The organism is Leclercia sp. M-A074-M (assembly GCF_965195605.1).
In the GTDB taxonomy this organism is placed as follows: domain Bacteria; phylum Pseudomonadota; class Gammaproteobacteria; order Enterobacterales; family Enterobacteriaceae; genus Enterobacter.
Genome location: NZ_CBDAHM010000011.1, coordinates 80,706 through 103,386, shown reverse-complemented (window position 1 = coordinate 103,386; position 22,681 = coordinate 80,706). Strand labels below are relative to the sequence as shown.

The 22,681-nt window shown below is 57.3% G+C and carries 22 protein-coding genes; 9 read left to right on the top strand and 13 right to left on the bottom strand.

Features of this window, described 5'->3' with window-relative positions:
• Positions 1 to 182: 182 nt before the first annotated feature.
• From nirB to ACOKCT_RS19930, 5 genes are all read left to right on the top strand, one after another.
• Entirely contained in the window at positions 183 to 2,726 is a 2,544-nt protein-coding gene (gene nirB / locus ACOKCT_RS19950; protein WP_103177293.1) for a nitrite reductase large subunit NirB, read from the top strand.
• Complete coding sequence (nirD, locus tag ACOKCT_RS19945) at positions 2,723 to 3,049, top strand: nitrite reductase small subunit NirD (RefSeq protein WP_103177294.1); 327 nt, start codon at positions 2,723 to 2,725, stop codon at positions 3,047 to 3,049. Before nirB ends, nirD begins: the two co-directional genes overlap by 4 nt.
• 159 nt (positions 3,050 to 3,208) lie before the next feature.
• Positions 3,209 to 4,018 carry a nitrite transporter NirC gene (gene nirC, locus ACOKCT_RS19940; RefSeq protein ID WP_103177295.1) on the top strand — a complete coding sequence of 270 codons (810 nt, stop codon included), beginning with the start codon at positions 3,209 to 3,211 and terminating at the stop codon, positions 4,016 to 4,018.
• A gap of 11 nt (positions 4,019 to 4,029) precedes the next feature.
• Entirely contained in the window at positions 4,030 to 5,403 is a 1,374-nt protein-coding gene (gene cysG, locus ACOKCT_RS19935; protein ID WP_103177296.1) for a siroheme synthase CysG, read from the top strand.
• A gap of 134 nt (positions 5,404 to 5,537) precedes the next feature.
• A complete protein-coding gene (locus ACOKCT_RS19930; protein ID WP_032614785.1) occupies positions 5,538 to 5,708 on the top strand; it encodes a YhfL family protein in 171 nt (56 codons plus the stop codon).
• Between the two features lie 92 nt (positions 5,709 to 5,800).
• Here the strand turns inward: ACOKCT_RS19930 and trpS are convergent, their stop codons facing one another.
• The 12 genes from trpS to ACOKCT_RS19870 form a co-directional block, all read right to left on the bottom strand.
• Positions 5,801 to 6,805 carry a tryptophan--tRNA ligase gene (trpS, locus tag ACOKCT_RS19925; protein WP_103177297.1) on the bottom strand — a complete coding sequence of 335 codons (1,005 nt, stop codon included), beginning with the start codon at positions 6,803 to 6,805 and terminating at the stop codon, positions 5,801 to 5,803.
• Positions 6,798 to 7,559: a phosphoglycolate phosphatase gene (gene gph / locus ACOKCT_RS19920; protein WP_103177298.1), complete on the bottom strand. Its 762-nt coding sequence runs from the start codon at positions 7,557 to 7,559 to the stop codon at positions 6,798 to 6,800. The genes trpS and gph overlap by 8 nt, the downstream gene beginning before the upstream one ends.
• Positions 7,552 to 8,229, bottom strand: a complete 678-nt coding sequence (gene rpe, locus ACOKCT_RS19915; protein WP_103824819.1) for a ribulose-phosphate 3-epimerase — start codon at positions 8,227 to 8,229, stop codon at positions 7,552 to 7,554. Before rpe ends, gph begins: the two co-directional genes overlap by 8 nt.
• 41 nt (positions 8,230 to 8,270) lie before the next feature.
• On the bottom strand, positions 8,271 to 9,083 hold the full coding sequence (dam, locus tag ACOKCT_RS19910) for an adenine-specific DNA-methyltransferase (RefSeq protein ID WP_103177300.1): 813 nt from the start codon (positions 9,081 to 9,083) through the stop codon (positions 8,271 to 8,273).
• Positions 9,084 to 9,150: 67 nt separating this feature from the next.
• Positions 9,151 to 10,419 carry a cell division protein DamX gene (gene damX / locus ACOKCT_RS19905; RefSeq protein ID WP_103177301.1) on the bottom strand — a complete coding sequence of 423 codons (1,269 nt, stop codon included), beginning with the start codon at positions 10,417 to 10,419 and terminating at the stop codon, positions 9,151 to 9,153.
• A 92-nt stretch (positions 10,420 to 10,511) separates the two neighbouring features.
• Entirely contained in the window at positions 10,512 to 11,600 is a 1,089-nt protein-coding gene (gene aroB / locus ACOKCT_RS19900; protein ID WP_103177302.1) for a 3-dehydroquinate synthase, read from the bottom strand.
• 58 nt (positions 11,601 to 11,658) lie between these two features.
• Positions 11,659 to 12,180 (bottom strand): shikimate kinase AroK, encoded by a 522-nt coding sequence (aroK, locus tag ACOKCT_RS19895; protein WP_003861630.1) that lies wholly within the window; start codon positions 12,178 to 12,180, stop codon positions 11,659 to 11,661.
• A 296-nt stretch (positions 12,181 to 12,476) separates the two neighbouring features.
• The gene (gene hofQ / locus ACOKCT_RS19890; protein ID WP_420193806.1) at positions 12,477 to 13,712 is read right to left on the bottom strand and encodes a DNA uptake porin HofQ; all 1,236 of its coding nucleotides are present in this window, start codon (positions 13,710 to 13,712) and stop codon (positions 12,477 to 12,479) included.
• Positions 13,627 to 14,022, bottom strand: a complete 396-nt coding sequence (locus ACOKCT_RS19885; protein WP_103177304.1) for a HofP DNA utilization family protein — start codon at positions 14,020 to 14,022, stop codon at positions 13,627 to 13,629. The genes hofQ and ACOKCT_RS19885 overlap by 86 nt, the downstream gene beginning before the upstream one ends.
• On the bottom strand, positions 14,012 to 14,473 hold the full coding sequence (locus ACOKCT_RS19880) for a HofO (protein ID WP_103177305.1): 462 nt from the start codon (positions 14,471 to 14,473) through the stop codon (positions 14,012 to 14,014). The genes ACOKCT_RS19885 and ACOKCT_RS19880 overlap by 11 nt, the downstream gene beginning before the upstream one ends.
• Entirely contained in the window at positions 14,457 to 14,996 is a 540-nt protein-coding gene (locus tag ACOKCT_RS19875; RefSeq protein WP_103177306.1) for a PilN domain-containing protein, read from the bottom strand. Before ACOKCT_RS19875 ends, ACOKCT_RS19880 begins: the two co-directional genes overlap by 17 nt.
• Positions 14,993 to 15,781, bottom strand: coding sequence for a DNA utilization protein HofM (locus ACOKCT_RS19870; protein WP_180209769.1), 789 nt, complete (start codon positions 15,779 to 15,781; stop codon positions 14,993 to 14,995). Before ACOKCT_RS19870 ends, ACOKCT_RS19875 begins: the two co-directional genes overlap by 4 nt.
• Before the next feature lie 120 nt (positions 15,782 to 15,901).
• Between ACOKCT_RS19870 and mrcA the strand changes: the two genes are divergently transcribed.
• Complete coding sequence (gene mrcA / locus ACOKCT_RS19865) at positions 15,902 to 18,454, top strand: peptidoglycan glycosyltransferase/peptidoglycan DD-transpeptidase MrcA (protein ID WP_103177308.1); 2,553 nt, start codon at positions 15,902 to 15,904, stop codon at positions 18,452 to 18,454.
• A gap of 36 nt (positions 18,455 to 18,490) precedes the next feature.
• Here mrcA and nudE read toward each other — a convergent pair whose 3' ends face one another.
• Positions 18,491 to 19,051, bottom strand: a complete 561-nt coding sequence (gene nudE, locus ACOKCT_RS19860) for an ADP compounds hydrolase NudE (RefSeq protein ID WP_039031517.1) — start codon at positions 19,049 to 19,051, stop codon at positions 18,491 to 18,493.
• A gap of 323 nt (positions 19,052 to 19,374) precedes the next feature.
• On the opposite strand from nudE, the gene ACOKCT_RS19855 reads away from it, so the two are divergent.
• The 3 genes from ACOKCT_RS19855 to hslR all read left to right on the top strand — a co-directional run bounded on the left by ACOKCT_RS19855 (position 19,375) and on the right by hslR (position 22,661).
• On the top strand, positions 19,375 to 21,510 hold the full coding sequence (locus ACOKCT_RS19855) for an intracellular growth attenuator family protein (RefSeq protein WP_420193805.1): 2,136 nt from the start codon (positions 19,375 to 19,377) through the stop codon (positions 21,508 to 21,510).
• A 69-nt stretch (positions 21,511 to 21,579) separates the two neighbouring features.
• On the top strand, positions 21,580 to 22,263 hold the full coding sequence (gene yrfG / locus ACOKCT_RS19850; protein WP_103177310.1) for a GMP/IMP nucleotidase: 684 nt from the start codon (positions 21,580 to 21,582) through the stop codon (positions 22,261 to 22,263).
• On the top strand, positions 22,260 to 22,661 hold the full coding sequence (gene hslR, locus ACOKCT_RS19845; RefSeq protein WP_103177311.1) for a ribosome-associated heat shock protein Hsp15: 402 nt from the start codon (positions 22,260 to 22,262) through the stop codon (positions 22,659 to 22,661). The genes yrfG and hslR overlap by 4 nt, the downstream gene beginning before the upstream one ends.
• Positions 22,662 to 22,681: the final 20 nt, after the last annotated feature.

Genomic DNA, 22,681 nt, shown 5'->3' with positions numbered 1-22,681 from the left:
TCCTGATTTGTACACATAATCATCGATTATGAAAAGCCTGCGATTTCCACGACTTATAAAAAACCTGACAAATCAGGCATCTACCCACTAAGGAGTAGTTGAAGGCGTATTTGATTTGCATCAATAAGCGCCGTTGCTGAATCGTTAAGGTAGGCAGTAATAGAAAAGAAATCGAGGCAAAAATGAGCAAAGTCAGACTCGCTATTATCGGTAACGGCATGGTCGGTCACCGCTTTATTGAGGATCTACTCGATAAAGCCGATGCCGCCCAGTTCGACATTACCGTGTTCTGTGAAGAACCCCGTAAGGCGTACGACCGCGTGCACCTCTCCTCCTATTTCTCTCACCACACCGCCGAGGAGCTCTCTCTGGTGCGCGAAGGTTTTTACGAGAAACATGGCGTGAAGGTGCTGGTGGGCGAGCGCGCTATCACCATCAACCGTCAGGAAAAAGTGATTCATTCCAGTGCGGGACGCACGGTTTTTTACGACAAGCTGATCATGGCGACTGGCTCCTATCCGTGGATCCCGCCGATCAAAGGCTCGGAAACCCAGGACTGCTTCGTCTATCGCACCATTGAAGATCTCAACGCCATCGAATCCTGCGCCCGTCGCAGTAAACGCGGCGCGGTGGTCGGCGGCGGCCTGCTCGGCCTCGAAGCCGCTGGCGCACTGAAGAACTTAGGCGTTGAAACCCACGTCATCGAATTTGCCCCGATGCTGATGGCAGAGCAGCTTGACCACATGGGTGGCGAGCAGCTCAAACGCAAAATTGAGAGCATGGGTGTGAAAGTTCACACCAGCAAAAATACCAAAGAGATCGTGCAGGAAGGCACCGAGGCGCGTAAAACCATGCGCTTTGCCGACGGCAGCGAGCTGGAAGTCGACTTTATCGTCTTCTCCACCGGTATTCGCCCGCGCGACAAGCTGGCCACCCAGTGCGGCCTGGCGGTTGCCCAGCGCGGCGGGATCATGATCAACTCTACCTGCCAGACCTCCGATCCGGATATCTACGCCATCGGCGAGTGCGCCAGCTGGGAAAACCACGTCTACGGTCTGGTCGCCCCTGGCTACAAAATGGCGCAGGTCGCCGTTGACCATATCCTCGGCAATGAAAACGCCTTCGAAGGCGCGGACATGAGCGCCAAGCTGAAACTGCTGGGCGTGGACGTAGGCGGTATCGGCGATGCGCATGGCCGTACGCCAAACTCCCGCAGCTACGTCTATCTCGACGAAAGCAAAGAGGTCTATAAACGTCTTATCGTCAGCGAAGATAACAAAACCCTGCTCGGCGCGGTGCTGGTGGGTGACACCAGCGATTTCGGCAACCTGCTGCAGCTGGTGCTGAACGCTATCGAACTGCCGGAGAACCCGGATGCGCTGATCCTGCCTGCTCATGCGGCCAGCGGCAAACCCTCTATCGGTGTCGATAAGCTGCCGGACAGCGCGCAGATCTGCTCCTGCTTCGATGTCACCAAAGGCATGCTGATTTCTGCCATCAACAAAGGCTGCCACACCGTGGCGGCGCTGAAAGCGGAAACCAAAGCCGGTACCGGCTGCGGCGGCTGTATCCCACTGGTGACCCAGGTGCTCAACGCCGAGCTGGCGAAACAGGGTATCGAAGTGAACAACAACCTGTGCGAGCACTTCGCTTACTCTCGCCAGGAGCTGTACCACCTGATCCGCGTGGAAGGCATCAAATCCTTCGACGAGCTGCTGCAAAAACATGGCCAGGGTTATGGCTGTGAAGTGTGTAAACCGACCGTCGGTTCTCTGCTGGCCTCCTGCTGGAATGAGTATGTGCTCAAACCACAGCACACGCCGCTGCAGGACACCAACGACAACTTCCTGGCGAACATCCAGAAAGATGGCACCTACTCGGTGATCCCACGCTCTGCCGGCGGCGAAATCACCCCGGAAGGGCTGGTGGCGGTCGGCCGCATCGCCCGCGAATTTAACCTCTACACCAAAATCACCGGCTCCCAGCGTATCGGCCTGTTCGGTGCGCAGAAAGATGACCTGCCGGAAATCTGGCGTCAGCTGATTGAAGCGGGCTTCGAAACCGGTCACGCCTATGCCAAAGCGCTGCGTATGGCGAAAACCTGCGTCGGCAGCACCTGGTGCCGTTACGGCGTGGGCGACAGCGTCGGCTTCGGCGTCGAGCTGGAAAACCGCTACAAAGGTATTCGTACCCCGCACAAAATGAAGTTCGGCGTCTCCGGCTGTACCCGTGAATGTGCCGAAGCGCAGGGTAAAGATGTGGGCATCATCGCCACTGAGAAAGGCTGGAACCTGTACGTCTGCGGTAACGGCGGGATGAAACCACGCCATGCAGATCTGCTGGCGGCGGATATCGACCGTGAAACGCTGATCAAATACCTCGACCGCTTCATGATGTTCTACATCCGTACCGCGGACAAACTGACCCGTACCGCGCCGTGGCTGGATAACCTGGAAGGCGGCATCGACTACCTGAAGTCCGTCATCATCGACGACAAGCTCGGCCTGAACGCGACGCTGGAAGAAGAGATGGCTCGCCTTCGCGACGCCGTGATTTGCGAATGGACAGAAACCGTCAACACCCCGTCGGCGCAGGTTCGCTTCAAACACTTTATCAACAGCAACCAGCGCGATCCGAGCGTGCAGGTCGTGCCTGAGCGCGAGCAGCATCGCCCGGCAACGCCGTATGAACGTATTCCGGTGATGCTGGTGGAGGAAAACGTATGAGCCAGTGGGTAAACATCTGCAACATCGACGAGATCCTGCCTGCCACCGGCGTATGCGCGCTGTTAGGTCATGAGCAGGTTGCCATTTTCCGTCCGCGCCACGACGAACAGGTTTTTGCCATCAGCAATATCGACCCGTTCTTTGAGGCCAGCGTGCTTTCCCGTGGGATTATCGCTGAGCATCAGGGGGAGCTGTGGGTTGCCAGCCCGCTGAAAAAGCAGCGCTTCCGCCTGAGCGACGGCCACTGTATGGAAGACGAAACCCGCTCCGTTAAACACTATGACGTTCGCGTGAAGGACGGCAAGGTGCAGCTGAGAGGCTGATTGAAACGGGGGCGCAATGCCCCCGCTATTTGTTTTGATTTTGATGTTGTAGGCCCGGCAAGCGCTGCGCCGCCGGGCAGTTGCCGGGTGGCGGAGCAGGCTCCTTATCCGGCCTACAACGTATTTATTCTTTCTTTCATTACTATTCTGGATAATCAAATGTTTACAGACACCATCAATAAGTGTGCGGCTAACGCTGCCCGGATTGCACGCCTCAGTAAAAACAGTCCTCTCGGCTTCTGGATCAGCTCCGCCATGGCGGGCGCCTATGTCGGCCTGGGGATCATTTTAATTTTCACTCTTGGTAACCTCGTCGACCCGTCTGTGCGTCCGCTGGTGATGGGCGCCACCTTCGGGATCGCTTTAACCCTGGTCATCATCGCCGGTTCTGAACTGTTCACCGGTCACACCATGTTCCTGACGCTGGGTGTCAAAGCGGGCACCATCACTCAGGGCCAGATGTGGGGCATTCTGCCGCAGACCTGGCTCGGTAACCTGGTGGGCTCGGTGTTTGTCGCGCTGCTGTATAGCTGGGGCGGCGGAAGCCTGTTGCCGGTCGATACCAGCCTCGTGCACACCGTCGCGCTGGCAAAAACTACCGCCCCGGCGATGGTGCTCTTCTTTAAAGGCGCGCTCTGTAACTGGCTGGTTTGCCTGGCTATCTGGATGGCAATCCGTACTGACGGCGCCGCGAAGTTCATCGCTATCTGGTGGTGTCTGCTGGCCTTTATCGCCTCTGGCTACGAACACTCCATCGCCAACATGACGCTGTTTGCCCTCTCCTGGTTCGGTCACCACAGCGAAGCGTATACCCTGTCAGGTATCGGCCATAACCTGTTGTGGGTAACGCTTGGCAATACCCTTTCCGGGGTTGTATTTATGGGTTGGGGTTACTGGTATGCTACCCCTAAAGCGGAGCGTCCGACTCCTGCAACCATCGCAACCGTTCAGGCGAAAGCCAACCAGTAAGAGGTAATGTCGTGGATCACCTGCCAATATTCTGTCAATTACGCAATCGTGACTGCCTGCTCGTAGGTGGTGGCGATGTGGCTGAACGCAAAGCCCGCCTGCTGTTAGACGCAGGTGCCCGACTTACCGTCAACGCCCTCGACTTCGCCCCGCAATTCACCGTGTGGGCGCAGGAAGGGATGCTCACCCTCGTTGAGGGTGAGTTCAACGAAACGCTGCTCGATACCTGCTGGCTGACCATCGCCGCCACCGACGACGATGCGGTTAACCAGCGCGTCAGCGACGCCTGTGAAGCGCGGCGGATCTTCTGCAACGTGGTGGATGCGCCGAAAGAGGCGAGCTTTATCATGCCGTCGATTATCGACCGCTCGCCGTTGATGGTCGCTGTCTCCTCCGGTGGCACCTCGCCGGTACTGGCGCGCCTGCTGCGTGAAAAGCTGGAAGCCATTCTGCCGCAGCATTTAGGCCAGGTGGCCCAGTATGCGGGGCAGCTGCGAAGCCGTGTGAAAAAGCAGTTTGCCACCGTGGGCGAACGCCGTCGTTTCTGGGAAAAATTCTTTGTGAACGACCGGCTGGCGCAGTCGCTGGCGAATCAGGATCAAAAGGCCGTGGATGAAACCACCGAGCAACTGATCAATGCCCCGCTCGATCACCGGGGCGAAGTGGTGCTGGTGGGTGCCGGTCCGGGTGATGCCGGCCTGTTAACCCTGAAAGGGCTACAGCAGATCCAGCAGGCGGATATCGTGGTCTATGACCGCCTGGTCTCTGACGACATTATGAACCTGGTGCGCCGGGATGCCGACCGGGTGTTTGTCGGCAAGCGCGCAGGTTATCACTGCGTTCCGCAGGAAGAGATTAACCAGATCCTGCTGCGTGAAGCCCAGAAGGGTAAACGCGTGGTGCGGCTGAAAGGCGGCGATCCGTTTATCTTCGGGCGCGGCGGCGAGGAGCTGGAGACGCTATGCGAAGCGGGCATTCCCTTCTCGGTGGTGCCGGGCATTACCGCAGCCTCCGGTTGCTCCGCCTATTCCGGCATTCCGCTGACCCATCGCGATTACGCCCAGAGCGTACGTCTGGTTACCGGCCATCTGAAAACCGGCAGCGAGCTGGACTGGCATAACCTGGCCGCAGAAAAACAGACTCTGGTCTTCTATATGGGGCTGAACCAGGCGGCGACGATACAGGCGAAACTGCTTGAACATGGCATGGATGCAGAAATGCCGGTTGCGCTGGTAGAGAACGGCACATCGATTAAACAGCGCGTGGTCAGCGGCGTGTTAACCCAGTTGGGCGAGCTGGCGCAGCAGGTTGAAAGCCCGGCGCTGATCGTGGTGGGTCGCGTGGTGGCGCTGCGTGACAAACTCAACTGGTTTTCAAACCATTAAGCCAGGCTGAACATATTCCCCGCTAAATGAGTAGTCCTGTAATGGACTACTCCTCTCCTGACGCTGCCGATAACATACCTTCCGCGAAAGCACATTTTCTATATATTCCCTCACGTTACAGACAAGGAAGCGTTATGTTTAAACTGGCAAAGATTGCCCTGGTTGCAGGCATCTTAACAACCCTGACGGCGTGCACTGGCCACGTGCAAAACACCAAAAATAACTGCAGCTACGATTACCTGCTGCACCCGGCGATCTCCATCTCTAAGATCATCGGTGGCTGCGGCCCGGCAGCGAATCAGTAACCGTTTCGCAGGCAATAAAAAAACCGGGAAATTCCCGGTTTTTTTATATCCCGTAGGCCGGGTAAGGCGAAGCCGCCACCCGGCAAACAAGCTTAAGGCTTCGCCACAAACCCAATCGCTTCGTAGACCGCTTTCAGGGTTTCTGAGGCGCGTGCGCTGGCCTTCTCGGCGCCCTCTTTCATCACCTTCTGCAGGTAAGCTTCGTCATTGCGGAACTGGTGATAGCGCGCCTGCAGCTCGGTGAGCATGCCGGAAACCGCTTCAGCCACTTCACCTTTCAGATGGCCATACATCTTACCTTCGAAGTGCTGCTCCAGCTCCGGAATGGTACGGCCCGTCACGCCAGAGAGAATATCCAGCAGGTTAGAGACGCCCGCTTTGTTCTGCACGTCGTAACGCACCACAGGCGGCTCGTCCGAATCGGTCACCGCACGCTTGAGCTTTTTCACCACCGCTTTCGGATCTTCCAGCAGGCCGATAACGTTGTTGCGGTTATCGTCCGACTTGGACATCTTTTTGGTCGGCTCCAGCAGGGACATCACGCGGGCGCCGGACTTCGGAATAAACGGCTCCGGCACTTTGAAGACATCACCATACAGCGCGTTAAAGCGCTGGGCGATATCGCGGCTCAGCTCCAGATGCTGCTTCTGATCTTCACCCACCGGCACCTGGTTGGTCTGGTAGAGCAGAATGTCAGCGGCCATCAGCACCGGGTAATCAAACAGACCGGCGTTGATGTTTTCCGAATAGCGGGCCGATTTGTCCTTGAACTGGGTCATGCGGCTCAGTTCGCCAAAGTAGGTGTAGCAGTTCAGCGCCCAGCCCAGCTGCGCATGCTCCGGCACGTGAGACTGAACGAAAATGGTGCTTTTCTCCGGGTCGATACCACAGGCCAGATAGAGCGCAAGCGTATCCAGCGTGGCCTTACGCAGTTTCTCAGGATCCTGACGCGCGGTGATAGCGTGCAAATCCACGATGCAATAAATGCAGTGGTAATCATCCTGCATGCCAACCCACTGACGCAGCGCACCCATATAGTTGCCAATGGTCAGTTCACCTGAGGGCTGTGCGCCACTAAATACGATGGGCTTAGTCATTTTTCAATTCCTGATTTTCACTGTGCGAAAGCCCGAGAACGGGCAACAAATCTTTGAAGTGGTCGAAGACAAAATCCGGCTCACTCAGCGTAATGGATTCACCGTAGTTATAGCCATAAGTCAGGCCAACGGACGGGCAGCCTGCGGCCCTGGCAGCCAGAATATCATTGCGCGAATCACCCACAAAGAGCAGCGCTTCAGGCGGTAAGGATAATTTTCCTGCCACCAGCAGTAGCGGTTCGGGATGCGGCTTCTTGTTCTGCACATCGTCGCCGCCGACAATAACCGAGAAATAGTGAGCGATATCGAGCGCTTCCAGCAGCGGGGCGACGAACGCCGTCGGCTTGTTGGTCACCAGCCCTAGCGGCAGACCCTGAGCATGCAGCGCGCTCAGCGTAGCGGCCACATCCGGGAACAGGAAGCTACCCTCTTCCACCGTCTCTTCATAAAAACGGTTAAACAGCTTACGCAGGATACGCACCTGCTCTTCCTGAGGGATGTCTGCATGATCGACACCCGGCTTGCCCTGCGCCGCACGTTGAACAGCACGCTCCTGGCGCGCCCAGGTCAGCGCGCGCTCCATCAGCACGTCAGCCCCGTTACCGATCCACGTCACCACACGTTCTTCGCCCGCCACCGGCAGCTCCAGCGCGTACAGCGCCTGATCGACCGCCGCGGTTAAACCCGGTGCGCTGTCCACCAGCGTACCGTCGAGGTCAAATGCAACACCCCGAATTGCCTGCAAATTATCCATGACTTACCTTCGCCAGTTCACTGCGCATTTCATCAATGACTTTTTTGTAGTCCGGCTGATCGAAAATAGCCGAACCCGCGACAAACATATCTGCCCCCGCCGCCGCGATTTCGCCGATGTTGCTGACCTTCACGCCGCCATCCACTTCGAGGCGGATATCAAAGCCAGACTCGTCGATACGGCGACGTACTTCCCGCAGTTTATCCAGCGTATGCGGAATGAAAGACTGCCCGCCAAAGCCCGGGTTAACGGACATCAGCAGGATCACGTCCAGCTTGTCCATGACGTAATCCAGGTAGCTCAGCGGCGTGGCCGGATTGAAGACCAGGCCCGCCTTACAGCCGTGCTCTTTGATCAGCTGTAGCGTACGGTCAACGTGTTCGGAGGCTTCAGGATGGAAGGTGATGATGCTGGCACCCGCGGCGGCAAAATCTGGCACGATGCGATCGACCGGTTTTACCATCAGGTGCACGTCAATCGGTGCGGTCACGCCATAATTGCGCAGCGCCTTCAGGACCATCGGGCCGATGGTCAGGTTAGGCACGTAGTGGTTATCCATAACGTCGAAATGAACGACATCCGCACCGGCAGCCAGTGCTTTCGCGGTATCTTCGCCCAGCCGGGCAAAATCAGCCGAAAGAATTGAGGGTGCAATCAAATACTGTTTCATCCGCATCTCCTTGAACTTTGTTTAACGGCGGGCGAAACGGCTCAGGGCAGATAGAGTGCCAGCAGTTCGTCCACCTTTTTACGTGTGCCGCCGTTGCTGCTGATGCTGCGCCGGACTTTGACCTGAAAATGCTCCGCGGCCTTGTACCATTCGCGCGTATCGGGCGTATCGTGATTCGAAATTAACACCGGGATACTTTTGCTGACCAGCTTTTCCGCCATCCCCGCCAGATGCGCCTGCTCGGCAGGGCTAAAGCTGTTGGTGTGATAAGCGGTAAAGTTCGCCGTAGCAGACAGCGGTGCGTACGGGGGGTCACAGTAAACCACCGAATTGACGTCAGCAAGGTTCATACACTCTTCATACGAGAGGCAATAAAACTCTGCATTCTGCGCTTTTTCAGCAAAGTGATACAGCTCGGCCTGAGGGAAATAGGGACGCTTGTAGCGGCCAAACGGCACATTGAATTCACCACGCAGATTATACCGGCACAGGCCGTTGTAACCGTGGCGATTAAGATAGAGGAACAGCAGCGCACGGCGGAACTTATCCTGGCACTGATTAAACTCAGCGCGGTGCTGATAGTAAACGTCCGGGGTGTTGTTCTCTGGCGTAAACAGCTTGCGCGCCTCATCGACGTACTCATCGGTACGCTCTTTTACGATGTTGTAAAGACTGATCAGGTCGCTGTTGATATCCGCAAGGATATAGCGGGAGTAGTTGGTATTGAGAAATACCGAGCCCGCACCAACAAAGGGTTCGACAAGACACTCGCCGTCTGGCAGGTGTTTTTGAATATCATCGAGCAGGGGGTATTTCCCCCCTGCCCATTTCAAAAAAGCGCGATTTTTTTTCATGCTGACTAACTGATTACACCTTCTCCGGCTGTGGAGAAAGCTCCGACAGCATCCTGCGCTTCACAGATTACTTCAAATCGGACTGAACCTGACGGATCGGCTTCGCCCACGGATTTTTCGCCTGAACGTCGGCTGGCAGTGTGGCAACCGCGCGTTTTGCTTCGTCTTTCGATGAGTACACACCGCTTACCAGCACATACCATGGCTGACCGTTACGGGTGGTCTCATAGACAACAAAGTTTTTCAGGTTCGATTTTTTCGCCCAGCCGTTGAGGTTGTCATAGCTGGAAGAGCTGCTCAGCTGCAACGTGTAGTTGGTGGACGGCGCAGACTTCAGTGAACTCACGTTCCCTGTCGATTTACCGGTGCTGGCAGAAGCCGCCGGGGCGCTCGCCGCTGGCGTCGATGCTGTTGCGGTCGGCGCTGGCGTTGCTTTCGGTGCCGTCGCGGTTGTCGCAGGCGCTTTCGCCGGGGCGCTGGTTGCCGTCTCAGTGTGCTTCGGCTGCGCGGCTGCTTTAGGCGCTTCTGCTTTCGCAACAGGCTGCGGCTTCGCTTCACGCTTCGGCTCAATTACCGCCTGCTTACGCTCCTGATGCTGCGCAGGTTTAGTCTGACGTGGCGCAGATTCTGCCGCCGCCGTCTGCTGTTGCCCGGTAGCACCACGGATTGGCGCTACGGTCGCAGGCTCGGTCGGCAGGGTGGAGTTCACCACTACATTGTTAACCTGCTGCTCGCTCTGCGGCTGCGTCAGGGCGTTATTCAGATTGCCCTGAACCTCAACGCGCTGCTGGCCTTCAGGAGTAGCCGGAGACTGGCCCTGAGTCGGCGTGGAGGCAACAGGCGGCAGAGAGATCTCCTGCTGCGTATTCTCTGCGGAGGTAGCGCCTGGCGCTGGCTGCGAGCCATTTGCCTGGTCGGCAGCGCTGCCGGAAAGATCGATACTCTTCTCGCCGGAAGCAGTTTGTTCAGCAGGCGAGGTGGACGGGGCTTTCAGTGCGGAGCCGACGCCGATAATCAGCAGCAGCAGGACCAGCACCCCCAGGCCCATCATAATATACTGGCGGGAAGCGGGTTTCGCCGCAGCGGCCTTACGCTTGCGCGGGCGACGCTGTACGGGCGCTTCGTCCATTGAATCATCTTCGGACTCATAATCCTCTTCTTCACGCTCCTCGCGGGCGGCGCGGCCACGCGAAGGACGAGGATCGTCATTGTCCAGATCGACCTCATCAAAGTTGATTTGCGGCTCGTTATCGCGTTCTGAAGATTGGCGAGTACGACCAGTACGACGATCGCTGGGATCGGGTTTCAGCTCGTCTTCTGGTTTGAATTCATCCATTTAACACCCCACTAAAAGGCTTATGCCTACGACTTTGCACATCACCTGAAGCAAAATGGCTACGTATTACCGCAGCCGGACCTTTCTAATAGTTACGCTTGCTGGCAATCAGCAATAGCGCCAAGAACGACATCGTGCGGCACACCGCCACGAACTTCACTCTTTCCGATTGCAAGCGGGAGTACCAGACGCATCTCGCCTGCTAATACTTTTTTATCACGCATCATGTGCGGCAAGTAGGCCTGCGCTGACATTTCGCGCGGTCCCGTCACCGGTAACCCGGCACGCTCAAGCAACGTGATAATGCGTTGTGTATCCGCCTTGCTGAACTGACCCAGACGCTCCGAGGTGCGAGCGGCCATCACCATCCCTGCCGCCACGGCCTCGCCATGCAGCCAGTTACCGTAGCCCATTTCGGCTTCGATAGCATGGCCATAGGTGTGCCCCAGATTCAGTAAAGCACGTAAGCCTGTTTCGCGCTCGTCTGCGGCAACCACTTCTGCTTTCAGCTCACAACAACGGCGAATACAGTACGCCATCGCCTGACCATCCAGGCGCAATAAGGCGTCCATATTCTCTTCAAGCCAGCTAAAGAACTCGCCATCCAGAATAATGCCGTACTTGATCACTTCCGCCAGGCCAGATGCCAGCTCGCGCTTCGGCAGCGTTTGCAGGCAGTCGAGATCCACCACCACCGACGCGGGCTGATAGAACGCGCCAATCATGTTTTTGCCAAGCGGATGGTTTACGGCGGTTTTGCCGCCAACAGAAGAGTCAACCTGCGACAACAGCGTGGTCGGGATCTGAATAAAACGGACGCCACGCTGATAGCTTGCTGCCGCAAACCCGGTCAGATCGCCAACAACACCGCCGCCTAATGCCAGCAGTGTTGTGTCGCGACCGTGCGGTTTTTGCAGTAATGCGGTGAAGACGGTATCAAGTACCGTCAGGCTTTTATACTGCTCGCCATCAGGCAGAATCACACTGTCGACCTTCACGCCAGCCTGTTCAAGCAGCTGACGTACGCGGTCGAGATAAAGCGGAGCCAGCGTCTCATTGGTGACCAGCATTGCCTGATCACCCGCTTTCAGTGGTAAGAAGGAAGCTGGGTCGTTAAACAAACCAGCCGCGATAGTGATAGGGTAACTCCGTTCACCGAGAGTGACTGTAATCCTCTCCATAGCGCGACATCCACCTTAAATACTTTTTACCCGCAGGCGAGTATATATAAAGCCAGAATCAGTTGCTTTCCAGCATATGAATAATCTGGTTTGCGACCACTTTAGCGCTCTGATCGTCTGTGCGAATGGTGACGTCAGCAATCTCTTCGTACAGGGGATTGCGTTCATCTGCCAGCGCTTCCAGAACTTCACGTGGAGGCGTCTCAACCTGCAGCAACGGGCGTTTTTTATCACGCTGCGTACGCGCCAGTTGTTTTTCGATGGTCGTTTCGAGATAGACCACGACACCGCGGGCGGAGAGACGGTTGCGAGTTTCGCGAGATTTTACAGAGCCGCCGCCAGTAGCCAGCACAATGCCCTGTTTTTCCGTAAGTTCATTGATGACTTTTTCTTCTCGGTCACGGAAACCCTCTTCGCCTTCTACATCGAAGACCCAGCCCACATCAGCTCCGGTTCGTTTCTCAATCTCTTGATCAGAATCGTAAAATTCCATATTGAGTTGTTGAGCTAACTGGCGCCCAATAGTGCTTTTGCCGGCACCCATAGGCCCAACCAGAAAGATATTGCGTTTCTCTGCCATTTTTTCGGTACTACTAAGACTATTCGTTAATGGTAAACCCGCTTCGCCGATACCTGGCGTAACAGGACATGAACTGAAACCTCATATGCGATAGAGCGAGAGTCAGACTAAAAATTATCTCAATACTCCAGCTTGTTTGGCAACAGAATAAATCACCCTGCCTGCCGCTTAAGTTGTTAAGGTGTGAGATTGAGTAGGCTGATTCTCAAATCGGTACTCCTTGTATGCTAATTAATGCCCCACGTCAAACATCTGCAACAAACAGAATGCAAAATCAGGTGGGGCGTTACCGCTTATCAGGGTGTCGCAACCAGACGAGGGGTAATAAAAACCACTAATTCCCGGCGCTCGTTGTCTTTACCCTGATGGCGAAAAAACTGCCCCAGGATAGGGATACGGCTCAAGCCTGGCACATTTTCACTCCCGCTTTTATGTCTCTGAGAAAAAATTCCACCTAAGGCCAGCGTTTCACCACTTTTGACCTCTACCTGGGTTTCGATCTCCTGCTTGTCTATTGTCATGGTTTCACTGTCGGCCTGCTTCAGCACCTGGCCCGGGCTGTTCTCGCTGATGCGCAGCTTCAGGCGTACACGTCCATTGGCCAGCACCACCGGGGTCACCTCCATACCCAGTACCGCCTCTTTAAATTCCACCGACGTCGCGCCGCTCTCTCCGCTGGAGACCTGATAGGGAATTTCACTCCCCTGTTTAATGCTGGCAGGCTGCATGTGCGACGCCAGCAGACGCGGGCTGGCGATAATATCCACCTGCTGTTTTTGTTCCAGGGCGGAGAGCTCAATATCCAGCAACCGGCCATTAATCCGGCCGATAGTGAAACCCACCTGCGTCGTGGCGTTGGTCACCGCAAGATCGCTGTTGAGTATCGTCAGCTCACCGGGCTTACCGGGCTGCTGCGCCTGCCCCAGACTCCACTTCACGCCCAGCTCCCGCAGGCTTTTTTCACTCATGCTGACAATGTGTGCCGCCAACTCGACCTGGGCTACCGGCAGATCCATCTGCCCCACCCAGTGCTGTAACGCATCCAGCGCAGTCCGGCTGTCGCGCACCAGCAGACGGTTGGTGCGTTTGTCCACCGCAAGGCTGCCTTTTGGGCTGAGGAACTTTTCGGCAGCCTGCCTGAGATCGCCCGCATCCGCATAGGAGAGAGAAAAACTGCGCGCCTCCAGCGGCACACTGAGCTGACGCTTAGCGCGCTCCGCCTCTTTTCTGGCCTGCTGCTGTTGTTGCCAGGCGGCGCTGTGGATATAAAAGATGCCCTCCTGCTGGCGCATCACCAGCCCGGCGCTGGTCACCACCGTCTGTATCGCCTGTAACCAGGGAACCTTTTGCAGACGCAGAGAGACATTGCCGCTCACGTCCGGTGCGATAATCATATTGCGGTTCTCCTGCTCCGCCAGGGCCTGCAGAAGCTGGGCGACCGGCACATCATCCACGACCAGATTCACGGCCAACGGTTCCGCTGCCAGCGTCTGGCCGCCGATCAGCAGCAATGCCACCATCCCTCTTTTCATCCTGTTTCGTTCCTTGTCGTTGCCATCGCCATAACGGCGGTTCACACGCCTCAGACGTGTCGATGACCAACTCCTTTTCATCCAGCACCCTTACCCGCCAGCCCTGAGGCAACGTGTCGCCGCGACGCACCCGCAACCAGCGGGACTTTTCATCCCTGACGATGCCCACCGGCACCGCGCCGGATACCAGCCCGGCATAATGCCACTGGCTCAGGGCTGCATCGGGGCAGCGTGACACCGGAGCCTGAAACGGATCGCGCATGCCGAGAAGAAGCGGCAGCAGAAGCAGTACGCCACCGCTAACCCGCATTCTGGCGCTCCAGGTGCAGGGTGAGGCGCAGCTTTTGCTGTTCTGGCTGGAGCGTGAAACGCGCCACCGCCACGTCGCGTTGGGCGAGAGTGGCAAACAGCCCGGGGATCTGCCCCCAGACCGCCTCGACCACCAGTTCGCCTCCAGCACTGACGGGTTGCCAGCGCACCATGCGTAGCTCACCGGTATCGAACTCCAGCGGCGAAAAGGGCCGTGACGCCACGGACGATGGCGCCTCCTCAACGGGCGAGAGCTTACGCACCGCGGTCCATAAGCGGCCGTTGATCGCCGCGTCACGCGCGTGCTGAGCCTGATGCGTGGCAAGCTGTTGCTGCTGCATGCCTAGCTGCCCCCCGATCACGCAGAGCAGCATCAACCCTGAGCTGAGGCCCCAGCACAGCCAGCGCCAGCGCGGGGACAACGCGTACCAGATGTCAGGAGGGATCCGCATCAGCCTGCTCCTTGCGGGTCAGCGCCCAGCTAAATTGCCAGCGCCCCTGCGCGTCCTGGCGCATCTCGCCGGGCGCGGCGGGGGTAAACCCCGGCAGCTGGCGTAGCGCTCTCTCCAGCGCCGCAAGCGCCGGTAACGTGGCGGCGTAGCCACTCAGGGAGAGGGTAGAGTGCTGGAAACGGAGCTGCGCCAGCCATGCCTGCTCCGGCAGGGCGCGGGCCAGGGCGATGAGGATCGTCTGCCATGCCTCCGTCTGCGCTTTTTTTTGCGCCCAGCGCTGCTGTTGCTGGCGCTGAACAATACGCGCCGTCCACTGCGTTTGCCGCTGCGCCAGCGCCTGCCTCAGCGCCACATCGCTGGCCTGTCGCTGCGCGAAAACCTGCGCTTGCAGCGGGGCGTCGGCCCGCCGGGCGGTCCAGAGCCCCAGCGTTACCAGCAGCGAGCCGGTGAACAGCAAGCCCCAGAAGCGCAGGCAGTGGCGTTTTTGTTGCTGACGCCACGGCAGCAGATTGGCCGCGCTCATCGCGCATAGCCTCCCGTCGCCAGCGCTAACGCCAGTGCGACGCTAAAATCCGCGCCATTTTCAGGCAGCGGCGGTTGCCGGTGGGACAACACGTTCCAGGGGTCGAAACTGCGCATATCGCAGCAGGCGATCTCCTCAACCCTTAGCGCCAGCAGGGCTGCAAGGCTTTCAACATCGGGCGCCTCCGCCAGCCCACGCCTGCCCCACTGGTGACGCATCGCCCATAGCCATTGATCCCGATCGCGCCAGGCAACGCACTGGGCAGGCGCGTCTACAAAAGGCAGAAAATGGGCCAGCGCCCCGGCATCGGGTGTGATCGCGGTCAGCCGCAGACGCAACACCCGGGCCAGCTCCAGCAGCGTGGCGATCTCTTTATTTTGTGCCGCGGTAACCTGATACCCCTGGCTGAACGTATCTTCCGCATAATCAAAACGCAGGGCATCGGGTGCCATCTCCAGCTCGCGGCTCAAGGCCGCGCCAATCCAGGCCGTCTCTTCGCTGTCGCGCAGGGTTATCGCCGGGCGCGGAAAGGTGCGTTGCAGGGTGCGGGCGGCCGGAAAGGCGAGAAGTACCTGATGCTGGTAAGGCAGCCACTGTCGCCACTCGCGCAGCGCTGCAGCCAGTTGTTCGGGCTGAAGAATTTGCCCGTCGCGGATAACACCCTCCGCGAGGGGGAGCTGCCACCAGCGGCGCAGCCCCCAGCCCGACTTTCTGCGTACCAGCGCGACGGCCAGCACCTTATCCTGTTGAATATGAACGCCTGTTCGCCATGTTTTAAATACCATGTTTCACGATCTCCTTATCGTCCGGGGGGATAACGGCTATATCAATGCTACAGGCTTGCCTTTATACTACCGCGCGATTGTTTAGAAACTGCCCAGTTCAAACTAAATGGGAAATCTCCAGTGAAGTTCGTAAAGTATTTATTGATCCTTGCAGTCTGTTGCATTCTGCTTGGAGCAGGCTCGATTTTTGGTTTGTACAAATATATTGAGCCGCAACTGCCTGATGTCGCTACGCTTCGTGACGTACGCCTTCAGATCCCGATGCAGGTTTATAGCGCCGATGGCGAGCTGATTGCCCAGTACGGCGAAAAGCGGCGTATCCCGCTGACGCTGAATCAAATTCCGCCAGAAATGGTGAAAGCCTTTATTGCCACAGAAGATAGCCGCTTTTATGAGCACCACGGCGTCGACCCGGTGGGGATTTTCCGTGCCGCAAGCGTGGCGCTCTTCTCCGGCCATGCTTCGCAGGGGGCGAGTACCATCACCCAGCAGCTGGCGCGTAACTTCTTCCTGAGCCCTGAAAAAACGCTGATGCGTAAGATTAAGGAAGTCTTCCTGGCGATCCGCATTGAGCAGCTGCTGAATAAAGATGAGATCCTTGAGCTTTACCTCAACAAGATCTATCTCGGCTACCGTGCCTATGGCGTGGGCGCGGCGGCGCAGGTCTATTTCGGTAAATCCATCGAACAGCTGACCCTGAGTGAAATGGCGACCATCGCCGGTTTGCCGAAGGCGCCTTCTACCTTCAACCCGCTCTACTCGCTGGATCGCGCGACAGCACGTCGCAATGTGGTGCTGTCGCGTATGCTGAGCGAGGGCTATATCAGCCAGACGCAGTACGATCAGGCGCGCAGTGAGGTGATTGATGCCAACTATCACGCGCCGGAAATTGCCTTCTCCGCTCCCTATCTGAGTGAAATGGTTCGTCAGGAGATGGTCTCCCGCTACGGCGAACAAGCCTACGAGGATGGCTACCGCGTCTACACCACCATCAGCCGCAACATCCAGCAGGGCGCGCAGCAGGCGGTGCGTAACAACGTCATTGATTACGATATGCGCCACGGCTACCGCGGCCCGTCAAACGTGCTGTGGAAGGTGGGTGAATCCGCCTGGAGCAGTAAAAAAATTACCGACACCCTGAAGCCGCTGCCGGGCTATGGGCCCTTCGTGGCGGCGGTGGTGACCCAGGCCAATCCGCAGGAAGCCACGGCGATGCTCGCCGACGGCACCTCCGTGTCGCTGCGGATGGAAGGGGTACGCTGGGCACGTCCGTATCGCTCTGATACACAGCAGGGCGCGACGCCACGCAAAGTGACCGACGTAGTACAGGTGGGCCAGCAAATCTGGGTCCGCCAGGTTAATGACGCCTGGTGGCTGGGACAGATCCCGGACGTTAACTCGGCGCTGGTCTCTATCGACCCGCATAACGGCGCGGTCCTGGCGCTGGTGGGCGGCTTCGACTTCAATCAGAGCAAGTTTAACCGTGCCACTCAGGCGCTGCGTCAGGTCGGTTCCAATATCAAGCCGTTCCTCTACACCGCGGCAATGGACAAGGGTCTAACCCTCGCCAGTATTCTCAATGACGTGCCGATCTCCCGCTGGGATGCCGGGGCCGGTTCCGACTGGCGGCCAAAAAACTCACCGGCAGAGTACGCGGGTCCGATTCGCCTGCGTCAGGGACTGGGGCAGTCGAAAAACGTAGTGATGGTGCGCGCCATGCGTGCCATGGGCGTCGATTATGCGGCGGAGTACCTGCAGCGCTTCGGCTTCCCGGCGCAGAATATTGTGCATACCGAGTCGCTGGCGCTGGGCTCCGCGTCGTTTACCCCGCTACAGGTCGCCCGCGGTTATGCGGTGATGGCCAACGGCGGCTTCCTGGTCGATCCGTTCTTCATCAGCAAAATCGAGAACGACCAGGGCGGCGTGCTGTTCGAGGCCAAGCCGAAGATCGCCTGCGCCGAGTGTGACATTCCCGTCATCTATGGCGATACGCCTAAGTCAGACGCACTGAACAACCAGGACATGGAGGATGTGGCGATTTCACAGGAGCGGCAAAATGCGGCGGTGCCGATGCCGCAGCTCCAGCAGGCGAACCAGGCGCTGGTCGCCCAGACCGGTGCTCAGGAGTACGCCCCGCACGTGATTAACACTCCGCTGGCGTTCCTGATCAAGAGCGCGCTGAACAGCAACATCTTTGGTGAACCGGGCTGGCAGGGTACAGGCTGGCGTGCCGGTCGTGATTTGCAGCGCAAGGATATCGGCGGCAAAACCGGCACCACCAACAGCTCCAAAGATGCCTGGTTCTCAGGTTATGGCCCGGGCGCGGTCACTTCGGTGTGGATCGGCTTTGACGATCACCGTCGCGATTTAGGTCGTACCACGGCTTCCGGGGCGATTAAAGATCAGATCTCCGGTTACGAGGGCGGAGCCAAAAGCGCGCAGCCCGCGTGGGATGCCTTTATGAAGATCGTTCTTGATGGCGTACCGGAAGAGCCGCTCACGCCACCGCCGGGCATCGTAACGGTCAATATCGATCGCAGCAGCGGTCAGCTGGCTAACGGGGGTAACAGTCGTGAGGAGTATTTCATCGAAGGTACGCAGCCAACGCATCAGGTGGTGCATGAGGTGGGTACAACGTTGATAGATAACGGCGAAACGCAAGAACTCTTCTGATCTATCTCCCCCTTCCCTGTGGAGGGGGACTTTCCGCTACAGCCTTCCCTGCCCTTTCAGCCACTCCCGCACCAGAAACAGTGCGCTCACGTTTCGGGCTTCGTTAAAATCGGGCTCTTCAAGCAGATCCATCAGATGCGCCAGCGGCCAGCGTACCTGCGGCAGCGGTTCAGGTTCATCGCCTTCCAGCGATTCAGGATAGAGATCTTCCGCCAGCACGATATTCATCTTGCTGGAGAAATAGGAGGGCGCCATGCTGAGTTTTTTCAGGAAGGTAAGCTCCTTTGCGCCAAAACCTACCTCTTCTTTCAGTTCACGGTTCGCAGCTTCATAAACCGACTCGCCGGGATCGATAAGTCCTTTGGAGAAGCCCAGCTCATAAGATTCCGTTCCCACCGCGTATTCGCGGATCAGGATCAGATGCTCGTCGACAATAGGCACAATCATGACGGCTTCGCGCGTGGAGGGACGCATACGCTCGTAGACGCGGCGCACGCCGTTACTGAACTCCAGGTCCACGCTCTCAACGTTAAACAGCCGCGATTTGGCGACGGTCTCCACATTCAGGATAGTGGGCTTTTGTAAGGGTTTGCTCATTTTGACGGGTCTTTGCTGGGTGAACTGGCCTCATTGTGCGATACGCCGCACGGTTTCGGCAATGTCATTCGCGCTTTATTTACATTTGTGCAACCTAATCAGATTCATTACGCATTTCAACACAAAAGTCAATAGGTTGAAATTATTCCAGGAATTTGCTGATATTCCGCCACGGTTGCCTTTGCTATCATCAGCGAACACTGGGATGCGCTTCAAATTGCTCAAGTTCAACGCCTTACATGCCGATAGCCAACCACAGACACGCATTCACTGTTATAAGGTGCTACTGACTACACCTGTAAGAAAAGTAAGATGGGGAAAGCATGAGCACCATTTTAATAATTATCGCTGCTATGCTGGCCTGCGCATTGATTGCAGGGTGGTTGTTCAGACGTCGTTCGCAGCGTCGATATCGCCTGCCTTATCTCAACGCCTTTACCGGGGCGAGCACACGTAAACTCGCCGCCGAAGAGCGCAGCGCGATTGAGCAATATCTCGAGTCGTTTAACCGCATTCAGCAGATGCCTGCGACAGGTGCCAGCGCGGCCCCGGTCTCGTTAAGCCTGAACGCTGAGAGCAATACCGTGCTCTGCCTGACGCGCTCCATTACCCGCTATGGCATTACTACAGACGATCCCAATAAATGGCGCTACTACCTCGACTCCATCGAAGTGCACCTGCCGCCGTTCTGGGAGCAGTACATCAATGATGAAAACAGCGTTGAGCTGATCCACACCGACACTATCCCGCTGGTGATTGTCCTGAACGGCCACTCCATCGCCGAGTATGTCCAGGAAGCGCCGCATCTGGCGCTGGAACATGTCAGCTCAACCCAGGCGTCGATTCGTGGCGAAGAGACAGAGCAGATCGAGCTGCTGAACATTCGTCAGGAGACCCACGAAGAGTATGCCCTCAGCCGCCCGGATGGCATTCGTGAAGCGCTGCTGATTGTCGCCGCCTTCCTGCTGTTCTTCTTCTGCCTGCTGAGCCCGGATGTGTTTGCTCCGTGGCTTGCCGGTGGCGGCGTGCTGCTGCTGGCGGCGGGCTTATGGGGATTATTTGCCCCGCCAGCGAAAAACGCGCTGCGTGAGATCCACTGCCTGCGCGGAACGCCAAAGCGCTGGGGTCTGTTTGGCGAAAACGATCAGGATCACGTCAACAACATCTCGATGGGCATTATTGACCTGATCTACCCGCGCCACTGGCAGCCGTGGCTGGCCCAGGATTTAGGGCAAAAGACCGACGTTGATATCTATCTGGACAGGCATGTGGTGCGCCAGGGACGTTACTTATCCCTGCATGACGAAGTGAAAAACTTCCCGCTGCAGCACTGGTTGCGCAGCACGGTGATTGCCTGTGGCGCAGCGCTGGTGCTGGCGATGCTGATTTTCCTCGTGCCGCTGGATATGCCGATTAAATTTACCCTGTCGTGGATCAAAGGCGCCCAGACCATCGAGGCCACCAGCGTCGAGCAGCTTGAAAACGCCGGCGTGCGTGTCGGCGATACGCTGAATCTGAAGGGAACGGGAATGTGTAATATCCACGCGCCGGGCAACTGGAACGCCCGCCAGAGTTCGCCTTTTGCGCCTTTTGACTGCTCGCAGCTGATCTGGAATGACGCGGCCCCGCTGCCGCTGCCGGAATCGGACACGGTTAACAAAGCCACGGCGCTGACCCAGGCCCTGAGCCGACCGCTCCATCCAAAACCGGAAGATATAACGCGAGTCAGCCCGGCGTTGCGCTCCGCCATTCAGAAATCGGGCATGATCCTGCTGGATGATTTTGGCGATATCGTACTGAAGACCCAGGATCTGTGCGCAGAGGCGGATGAGTGCATCCGGCTGAAGAACGCGCTGGTGAACCTCGGCAACAGCAAAGACTGGGAAGCGCTGGTGAAACGTGCCACGAATGGCCGTCTTGATGGTGTTAACGTCCTGCTGCGTCCGGTGAGCGCCGAGTCGCTGGAAAACCTGGTCGCCACCTCTACCGCGCCATTCGTTATGCGCGAAACTTCACGTGCCGCGCAGGCGCTTAACAGCCCGGCACCCGGCGGCTTTGTGATTGTCAGCGATGAAGGCAGCGATCTGGTCGATCAGCCCTACCCGCCGGTAGCGCTGTATGACTACCCTGCGCAGGAGCAGTGGGAAGAGTTTCAACGACTGGCGCAGATGCTGATGCGTACGCCGTTCAGCGCCGAAGGGATTGTCACCGGCATCTTTACCGATGCCAATGGCACCCGTCATATCGAGCTGCACCGGATACCGGATAGCGCCGTTTTATGGCGCTACATTGCCACTTCGCTGCTGATGCTGGCGATGGTGGTCTGCATTATCTGGAACGGCGTGATGGCGTTACGCCGCTACCAGCGCTCGCGCACCCGCCTGGCGGAGATCCAGCAGTACTACGAAAATTGCCTCAATCCGAAGCTTGTTCCTACCCCTGAGAGCCTGATCGGATAACCTCTGTGCGCGAGCAGATATGCTACCCTGTCGCGCACGATTCTTCTGGCTGGAGTTGGAGTATTCCCTATGCATCTTGATATCGCCTGGCAGGACGTTGATACCGTTCTGCTGGATATGGACGGCACGCTGCTGGACCTCGCGTTTGATAACTACTTCTGGCAAAAACTGGTGCCGGAAACCTACGGCGAGCAGCAAGGGATCACCCCGCTGGAGGCGCAGGAATTCATACGCCAGCAATATACCGCCGTACAACATACGCTAAACTGGTACTGTCTGGACTACTGGAGCGAACGCCTTGGTCTGGATATTTGTGCCATGACCACTGCTCAGGGCCCGCGCGCCGTTTTGCGTGAAGATACCGTCCCCTTTCTGGAGGCACTCAAAGCCAGCGGCAAGCGGCGCATTTTGCTGACCAACGCGCACCCGCATAATCTGGCGGTGAAGCTGGAACATACCGGGCTGGGTTCACACCTTGATTTATTACTTTCCACCCACACATTTGGTTATCCGAAAGAGGATCAGCGATTGTGGCAGGCGGTGGCAGAAGAGACCGGCCTGCAGCCAGAAAGAACGTTGTTCATTGATGACAGCGAACCCATTCTGGATGCGGCGGCAAAATTTGGCATTCGTTATTGCCTTGGCGTGACCAATCCTGATTCTGGCCTGGCTGAAAAAAGCTATCTGCGACATCCGGGGATGAACGACTATCGCCGGATGATCCCCTCACTCACCGTGAAGGAGACGCCATGAAAGAGAAACCCTCTGAAGGGGTAAGACTGGATAAATGGTTATGGGCTGCCCGCTTTTACAAAACGCGCGCCCTCGCCCGCGAAATGATTGAAGGCGGCAAGGTGCATTACAACGGGCAACGCAGCAAGCCGAGCAAGCTCGTGGAGCTGAACGCCACCCTGACCCTGCGTCAGGGCAACGACGAGCGGACGGTGATCGTGAAGAACGTGACCGAACAACGTCGCCCGGCAGTGGAAGCCAGCACCCTGTACGAAGAGACGGCAGAAAGCGTGGAGAAGCGCGAAAAGATGGCGCAGGCGCGAAAGCTGAATGCCCTGACCATGCCGCATCCCGACAGACGCCCTGACAAGAAAGAACGTCGCGATCTGATTAAATTTAAAAATGGCGAGAATGAGTGATTCTTGCTGAACGAGAGATG

Coding starts and splice junctions, on each gene's coding strand:
- nirB (WP_103177293.1), top strand. CDS start 183: ATGAGCAAAGTCAGACTCGCTATTATCGGTAACGGCATGGTCGGTCAC.
- nirD (WP_103177294.1), top strand. CDS start 2,723: ATGAGCCAGTGGGTAAACATCTGCAACATCGACGAGATCCTGCCTGCC.
- nirC (WP_103177295.1), top strand. CDS start 3,209: ATGTTTACAGACACCATCAATAAGTGTGCGGCTAACGCTGCCCGGATT.
- ACOKCT_RS19930 (WP_032614785.1), top strand. CDS start 5,538: ATGTTTAAACTGGCAAAGATTGCCCTGGTTGCAGGCATCTTAACAACC.
- trpS (WP_103177297.1), bottom strand. CDS start 6,805: ATGACTAAGCCCATCGTATTTAGTGGCGCACAGCCCTCAGGTGAACTG.
- gph (WP_103177298.1), bottom strand. CDS start 7,559: ATGGATAATTTGCAGGCAATTCGGGGTGTTGCATTTGACCTCGACGGT.
- rpe (WP_103824819.1), bottom strand. CDS start 8,229: ATGAAACAGTATTTGATTGCACCCTCAATTCTTTCGGCTGATTTTGCC.
- dam (WP_103177300.1), bottom strand. CDS start 9,083: ATGAAAAAAAATCGCGCTTTTTTGAAATGGGCAGGGGGGAAATACCCC.
- damX (WP_103177301.1), bottom strand. CDS start 10,419: ATGGATGAATTCAAACCAGAAGACGAGCTGAAACCCGATCCCAGCGAT.
- aroB (WP_103177302.1), bottom strand. CDS start 11,600: ATGGAGAGGATTACAGTCACTCTCGGTGAACGGAGTTACCCTATCACT.
- aroK (WP_003861630.1), bottom strand. CDS start 12,180: ATGGCAGAGAAACGCAATATCTTTCTGGTTGGGCCTATGGGTGCCGGC.
- hofQ (WP_420193806.1), bottom strand. CDS start 13,712: ATGAAAAGAGGGATGGTGGCATTGCTGCTGATCGGCGGCCAGACGCTG.
- ACOKCT_RS19885 (WP_103177304.1), bottom strand. CDS start 14,022: ATGCGGGTTAGCGGTGGCGTACTGCTTCTGCTGCCGCTTCTTCTCGGC.
- ACOKCT_RS19880 (WP_103177305.1), bottom strand. CDS start 14,473: ATGCGGATCCCTCCTGACATCTGGTACGCGTTGTCCCCGCGCTGGCGC.
- ACOKCT_RS19875 (WP_103177306.1), bottom strand. CDS start 14,996: ATGAGCGCGGCCAATCTGCTGCCGTGGCGTCAGCAACAAAAACGCCAC.
- ACOKCT_RS19870 (WP_180209769.1), bottom strand. CDS start 15,781: ATGGTATTTAAAACATGGCGAACAGGCGTTCATATTCAACAGGATAAG.
- nudE (WP_039031517.1), bottom strand. CDS start 19,051: ATGAGCAAACCCTTACAAAAGCCCACTATCCTGAATGTGGAGACCGTC.
- ACOKCT_RS19855 (WP_420193805.1), top strand. CDS start 19,375: ATGAGCACCATTTTAATAATTATCGCTGCTATGCTGGCCTGCGCATTG.
- yrfG (WP_103177310.1), top strand. CDS start 21,580: ATGCATCTTGATATCGCCTGGCAGGACGTTGATACCGTTCTGCTGGAT.
- hslR (WP_103177311.1), top strand. CDS start 22,260: ATGAAAGAGAAACCCTCTGAAGGGGTAAGACTGGATAAATGGTTATGG.